This is a genomic window from uncultured Lamprocystis sp. (assembly GCF_903933125.1).
GTDB lineage: Bacteria > Pseudomonadota > Gammaproteobacteria > Chromatiales > Chromatiaceae > Thiodictyon.
Genome location: NZ_CAIZIZ010000040.1, coordinates 1 through 4,338 on the forward strand (window position 1 = coordinate 1; position 4,338 = coordinate 4,338).

2 protein-coding genes are annotated in these 4,338 nt (G+C 62.8%); both read right to left on the reverse strand.

All coding sequences use genetic code 11. The features are described from left to right. Positions 1-65: 65 nt before the first annotated feature. The gene (locus tag QZY03_RS01610) at positions 66-2,816 is read right to left on the reverse strand and encodes a multiheme c-type cytochrome (protein WP_295577572.1); all 2,751 of its coding nucleotides are present in this window, start codon (positions 2,814-2,816) and stop codon (positions 66-68) included. A 138-nt stretch (positions 2,817-2,954) separates the two neighbouring features. Further along, positions 2,955-3,581: a hypothetical protein gene (locus QZY03_RS01615; RefSeq protein ID WP_295577574.1), complete on the reverse strand. Its 627-nt coding sequence runs from the start codon at positions 3,579-3,581 to the stop codon at positions 2,955-2,957. Positions 3,582-4,338: the final 757 nt, after the last annotated feature.

Consider the following 4,338-nt stretch of genomic DNA (forward strand, 5'->3'; position numbering starts at 1 on the left):
GGGTACAAGCTGTATGCTTGAAAAATCAACGCATTACGGTGCGGCAGTGCCGACCATGACAGGGGTCAGTAAATTTTGACGATACACAATATCTTATTGATTATGTTACGGTAAATTGCCACGGGAAATCCCAGAGAGCCGCCGTTAAACGCTGCGACCTTGAAGCCGTAGGTCTTTCCGGGGTTGAAGACATGCTCGACGAAGGACGTGGTGCTGCCGTCGACCACGGCCAGGCGGTCCCAGTCGGCGGTCGTGTCGCTCTTGCCGTAGCGCACCCAAATAGTATATCCATCGGCACCTGGGACCGTATCCCAAGAGATGCGGGCCGCGAAGATGTCGGGTGCCAAGGTGACGGGGTCGATCTCGCCGGTCGGGGCGACCGTCACACCGGTCGGTGCCGCAGGGGCGTCCGTCACGGCGGTGTCGTCGCGATCAACCAGGTAAGGCGCCCCTTTGCCGGTCTCGAGCCAGGCCGCGTAGGCCACGCCGCCCCAGTTGTCGTTCAGGGCCACTGCAGGCTGGAAGGGGTCGGGAATCGCGGTCAGCGGCTTACCATTGATCGATTCGCTCAAGTAGTTCGGGGTGAAGGGATAGCCGATCGCGAAGGGATTCGGCGGGCCTTGCGGACGCACGGTGGAGCTGTCCTGGTCACGCAGGTGCTCCATAAACTCCCGTGTATGGGTCTGCCAGTAGGCATCTACGGTGGCCGACAAGCTGGTGAGGCCTGGCGTTGCGGAGAAGCGGTAAGTCACCTCGTCGTAGCCCCCCGCCAGTTGGTCGGCCGTGTAGCGGCCGCTGTCCTCGTACGGCACCTTGGTAACCGGGTCGTGATTCCACAGCTTCACACCGGCAAGGCGCGCCGCGTTGTAGTCAAGTCCCTTCGGCGGGATGCGGTTGTCGAACAGGATGAAGTTGTTGGTTAGGGCCGGCGACTCGCTGCACGCGGCCGGGGTACGGGCGGTGGGATCCGGGAAGATTGCTGCGCCGGTCCCGTCGGTGCAGATGCCGGTCACGCGCTCGTAGACCATCACGGCATTGGCCGTGGTGGCATCGATCAGGTTCGTCAACGCACGGTTAAACGCCGTCGTGCCGTCGGTCATCAGCGCGGCCTGGGCCGCGTCGTAGTGACCGGACTGGTACACGGGATTGCCGGCATTGTCCTTAATGTTCACTTCAAGCCAGAAACGCCGCCCGTCCGGGTAACCGGAGGGGATGCGATGGCCGGACTTGTTGGTCACCTTGACCTTCATCTCGTAAATACCAGACTCTGCGACGACCTCTGTCGGTGACTGGGTAACCTGCACGTCCACGCCGTCGCGCAGGGTGATCTCGGTATTGCGCTGGGCCCGGTCGTACATGGGTCCGCGGTCGGTGAGCATACCGGGGAAGACGCGCGGGTCCTTGCCGGCGGGCGCGCCGAAGACCTCCAGGTCGACCTCGGGATACAGCGCCTTCATCATCATCGGCAGGTCGCGGTTGGCGCCGGTTAGCTTGTGGAAGGCGGTGCCGCCCTGGGGGCCGCGGTCCTTGCCGTAGGGGAAGCCGCCGGCCAAGACCGGGTCGGCGTTCAGCGAGCCGGCGTTCGCGTCGCTGTACTCGTGCTTGAGGGTCGGCATGTGGCAGTCCTGGCAGCGCTCGACGCCTGTACCCGTCCGCTTGCCCAAGGGATCGTCGATGACGTTGGTGTTCTTCGCGTAGGCGCTGAACTTCCACTCGCTAAAGGTGCGCTGCTCGGGCATGCCGTGATTGAGAATCGGCACCGTCAGGTCATGGCAGGTGCCGCAGAACTCGGAGGTGCGGATGAACTCGTTGGGGCTCGCTGTGTTGCCGGGGCCTGCGGGCAGCGCCGGAAGCAACGACGGGGGTGTGAGTCTCGAATTCTGGCGACCTGAGCCGCCGACGGTCGGATGCTCCACCGACAAAGATTGCATCGAGAACTTGGGAACGCCGCCCAAGCTCGTCGGCGGGCCGACGGGCGCCTCGAAAAGAGGTGGCAAAGTGCCGTCCGGCGCGTAAGCGAGTGTCTGACCCGCCGAGTTGGTGGCAGGCTGCCCGGCGGGGACCGGCTCGATCGGGAAGCCGGAGGGGTCGGTCTGGTTGGCGTTTACCCACCAGTCCGGGTAGACGGCGTAGATCTGGCCGGTGTAGGTGCCGGTCAGTGGCAGGTCGCTGAAATAGACATCTCCGGTACCGGAATACTTGCCCACGTAGGCGATGCCGTCCAGGAACTGCAGGCTGGTGTCGCCGTAGGGCAAGCCAACCCCGATGGTCGGGTCGTTGTCTTGATCCGTCGCCTCACGCCCTTCATGCGGCCAATCGAAAATGCCGCCGAGCAGCTTCCACACCGAATCCGTCGGGTCGAGGTCGGCGCGTTTGTTGGTCACGTTTCCGACCGCGCGATGGCAGGTTTCACAGCTGATGCCCTCCGCGTCGGTGGACAGCAAGATGCTGTTGATCAGGTTGGATCCGTCGCCCTTGCCGCCAAGGGTCGGGTCGAAGCGCCCGGACAGCCAGCCGTTCGGGCTATGGCAGCGGAAGCAAACGTTGCCCGCCCCGTCCTGACCGGTGATGGACTTGACGACGTTGTTGACGCCGATCTGATTGGCGCGGAACACCGGGTCGCGGGCCGCGCTGGCCATGCTGGTACCCGCCCAGTTGGCGAAATGGCCGGCGTGCTGGTCGATGCTGCCGCCGTGGCAGCCCGCGCAGGTCACGACGAACTCGAATACGTTGAAGTCCGCCGGAGCGGTGATGTTGGTCAGCTCCTGCTGCTGAGTGCCGGGGTTGGGCACCGCCCCGCTGGGCAGGGCGCGCAACGGGACATCGGCGACGGCGAGGCCGCCGATACCGCAGACCGCTGCGGCCGCGAGGGCGGCCAGGCGGATTCCCCGGAGGCGCTGGAAGATGGCGCCTAGGGGTCGAGAGGACTGGTTGGTTCTCACGTTGGCGCTCTCCTATTCAACCGGGGGGTAGACGACGAGCTGCAGCGACAAGGCGCTGCCGGTGTCGGGACCGAGCTCGACGCGGCCTTCGCCGCGGACGTTCCGGCCGAGGCCGGCCTCGCCCGCGGGCAGGAAGGCGGTGAGCGGGATCTTTACCGGCGAGGTCCAAGAACTCGCCGCAGGGGCGGTTAGGGGGTTGTAGGGCAACTCCACGTTCACCAGCCCCGCAAGGATCCCCGGGACCCTGCGCACGCCCACTGCCGGGTCGGAACCTTGGTCCACCAGTTCCCATTTTCCGGTGACGTACCATTGCCCCTTGTCCTGGCCTTGCATGTCGACCCGCGGGGAGAAGGCGGAGAGCGTCAGGCGCAGGATCCCCTCCGGTATCAGGTTCGGGTCGTCCCCCGCCGCGGCAGCCTGGACCACGTAGTCGCTAATGAAGGTTCCCTCGGGCAGAGCCATCCGCTCGCCCGGCGACACGACGTCAGGGGTTTCGAGCGTCCAGTTGGCAGCACGGGGACCCTCGGTCAGGTCCGCCGCCGCGATACCCGCGGTAATCAGTCCGCATGCGAGTGCGGCGACGGACCGGGGCAAGAATGGCCCGGGCGTTGCCGCACGGGCCTTTGAAAGAATGGGCACGGTTCCACCTCCGAATAGATCAAAATTAGCATCCGTCACGAGCGGTACGACAGGGACCACCGAAACGGGTGAACGGCATTCACGCGCGGGGTTCTGGGCATGTTCAAATCAGGCGAGCGGCGCGGGGGGCCAAGACCAAGCCACCAGCTACTAGGGGTTCGGACGACGCCAGCGCATATTGGGTTGGCATTGTGTGCGTACCGCCGATCTCTCGGGAAGCGCGCTTGCCTAGATCCCACACGCGGGAAAAATGATAACAATTGTAGATGAATACGTAAACAGAAAAATTTACCCATTCATACAATCAGTTGGCACCAATCGGTGCGCGTTGGTTATCTGGATTAGGGGCATATACTCGCTATTGCAACATATTTGAAATCCATCAAATACTAAAGTTTCCTACTTTTGAATTGGCTACGGAATAAGAGACACACAATACGCAACGCGAAAATCGTACACGTATCGAGAATTATTGATAGATAATATACTTATCGGCCGCTCAACGGACGTGCGCATGGTGCAGAATAGCGGCCTATTGCGATGACATTTCAGCGACTTAACGGTGAATGCGGACTCTACTCAGGGTATAATCGAAGGTGCCTAAACCGTTGATTAATAACTAAACGAGCCCGCATTCCATGTCGATCTTACCCGCTCTCGCCGTGCAGTTCCAAGCCCTCTTTCCGGCGACCGCGCATGGTGCGCGGCGCAGTCGCTGGTTCATCCTGACACTCCAGGCGATCCTGGTGCCGATCAC